This is a genomic window from Burkholderia sp. AU4i (assembly GCF_000466765.1).
Classification (GTDB): Bacteria; Pseudomonadota; Gammaproteobacteria; order Burkholderiales; family Burkholderiaceae; genus Burkholderia; species Burkholderia cepacia.
This window is the reverse complement of record NZ_ASSI01000336.1, coordinates 1-2,483: the sequence shown is the minus strand read 5'-3', so window position 1 is coordinate 2,483 and position 2,483 is coordinate 1. Positions and strand designations below refer to the sequence as shown.

Genomic DNA, 2,483 nt, shown 5'->3' with positions numbered 1-2,483 from the left:
CTGTTGATTTCCACCGAGTCTTAACCCACCGATTTCATCTAAATCTGACCCACCCCGAGACAGCGTAGTACATCTATTCCGGTGTGGATAACTCTTCGTTACCCTCTGGTTTTGCCGCTCTTTTTCTTGTTGTCTTTGCCTTGGCAGAACTGGTCCTGAAGCGCCACGATTCATTGCCCGTTTCGACGATGTGGCAGTGATGGGTGACGCGGTCCAGCAGCGCTGTCGTCATCTTTGCATCCCCGAACACGCTCGCCCACTCGCCGAAGCTGAGATTGGTCGTGATCGCGACGCTCGTGTGCTCGTATAGCTTTGAGAGCAGATGGAACAGCAATGCACCGCCGGTCTGGCTGAACGGCAGATAGCCCAGTTCGTCGAGGATCACCAGATCGACGTACATCAGCTTGTGGGCAATCTGGCCTTGTTTGCCGATGGACTTCTCCTGCTCCAGGGCGTTGGTCAGCTCGACGGTCGAGAAGTAGCGCACACGCTTGCCGTGGCGCTGTACGGCTTCGATTCCGATCGCTGAGGCGAGGTGCGTCTTGCCAGTGCCCGGACCACCGATGAACACGACGTTGTGCGCGCTTGCGAGGAACGACAGCTCGCTCAGTTCGCGCACCAGCGCTTCGTCGACGTGTGCCTGCGCGAAGTCGAAGCCCTTCAGGTCGCGGTGTGCCGGGAAGCGCGCAGCGGTCATTTGATAGGCGATCGAGCGCACCTGCCGTTCGGCGGTTTCAGCCATCAACAGCTGCTTCATGAAGCGCTCCGGCTCGAAGTCAGTGTGACGCGACTGCGCGAGCAGCTCCGGCCATGTGCTCGCCATGCCGTGCAGTTTAAGACCCTTGAGCTGGGCCGCGATATCGTTAGACATGACGATCCTCCGGTGGGTTGGCGCGCAGCGTCTCGTAACGGCCCACGTCGGCCGCGGGCTCTTCCTTGAGCTGGAGTTTCGTCGTGGCGAGCCTGCCATTCGTGACGGGCGCCTTCAGCCGGCTCAGCACGTTCAGGACGTGCTCTGCGCTGGGGCGTCCTGAATCCAGCGCAGCCTGTACGGCGAGCAGCACCGCATCGAGCCCGTGTTCGCGCACCGCAGCGAGCACCTGCGTCATGACGCGATCGCCGCCCGGGTGTTTCAGCAGATGCCGCTGCAGCAGTTGCAGCGGCTGCGGCATCGTGATGAACGGTGCGCCGTTGCGCAGTGCGCCGGGTTTGCGCTCGACCAGCGTGACGTAGTGGCGCCAATCGTAGAAGGTCATGTGCCGCTCGAAGCTGCGTTCGTGGCGTGCGATCTCCTGGGCGTTGGCGACGACGCTGAGATATGCCGGATAGCAGCGCACGCTCACCAACTGGTTCGTGTACTCGGTGGGCACGCTGTATCGGTTGCGTTGGAAGTGAATCAGGCTGGTCGACGAGACTCGCAGGGTCTGCTCGATGTAGCCGTCGAACGGCCGTGGATTGGGCATCAGCCGGGTACGCTCGTCCTGCAGCACATCCTCGACTGTCAGTTCAGGCCACTGCGGGTGCCGCATGTGCCACGCCTCACGACACTGACCAGCGACCCATTCGTTCAGGACCTCCAGCGTTTCCCAGCGCCGTAGCGCTGCTTCGTGCCAGATCTGACGTCGCCGGTCCTGAACGTTCTTCTCGACGATGCCTTTCTCCCAGCCTGCGGCCCGGTTGCAGAATTCCGGCTCGAACAGGTAGTGACTGCACATCGCTTCGAAGCGCGCGTTGACCGCACGCTCCTTGCCGCGGCCAACCTTGTCCACCGCGGTCTTCATGTTGTCGTAGATGCCGCGCCGCGGCACGCCGCCGAACGCGGCGAATGCGCGGGCGTGCGCATCGAACAGCATCTCGTGACTCTGTGTGGGATAGGCGACGAGCCAGAACGCGCGGCTGGAGTTAAGTTTGACGTGGGCGACCTCCAGGCGTCGCCGCAGCCCACCAACAAACGCGTATTCGCAGCTCCAGTCAAACTGGAAGGCTTCGCCGGGTTCGAAGGCGAGCGGCACGAAGGCCTTCTTGCGAGGCGCCTCAGCCTGCTCCTCGTGCCAACGCCTCACGAACGCGCTTACGCGGCCGTAGCTGCCGGCGTAACCCTCGGCGCGGATCGCCTCGAACATGAACCGGGCGGTGCGCCGGTCACGCTTCGGGCGATGACTGTCGGCACGCAGCCAACCTGTCAGCTGTGCGGCCCAGTCGTCGATGACGCTCGGGCTGACGCGCTTCGGATACTTCGGCTCGACAGCATCAGTCTGCCGCAACCAGCGACGCACCGTGTTTCGGGACAGGCCCGTACGCCGCGCAATCTCGCGCAGCGGGACCTTCTCGCGGAAATACATCCGCCTGATCTTGGCCAATATGCCCACCGTGATCACCTTTGTATCCCCTGCTCAAAGATTGAGCAGGGCATTCAATCACGTGGGTCAAAATTCGATGAAAATTTTCAGCTCTAGTGGGTCAGTTCTGTGCGGACATCAACA

The 2,483-nt window shown here is 61.9% G+C and carries 2 protein-coding genes; both read right to left on the bottom strand.

Annotation, left to right across the window (positions count from 1 at the left end; genetic code table 11):
- Positions 1 to 73: 73 nt before the first annotated feature.
- On the bottom strand, positions 74 to 871 hold the full coding sequence (gene istB, locus L810_RS42130; protein WP_021164205.1) for an IS21-like element helper ATPase IstB: 798 nt from the start codon (positions 869 to 871) through the stop codon (positions 74 to 76).
- Positions 864 to 2,342, bottom strand: a complete 1,479-nt coding sequence (gene istA / locus L810_RS42125; protein ID WP_373453120.1) for an IS21 family transposase — start codon at positions 2,340 to 2,342, stop codon at positions 864 to 866. The genes istB and istA overlap by 8 nt, the downstream gene beginning before the upstream one ends.
- Positions 2,343 to 2,483 lie beyond the last annotated feature (141 nt).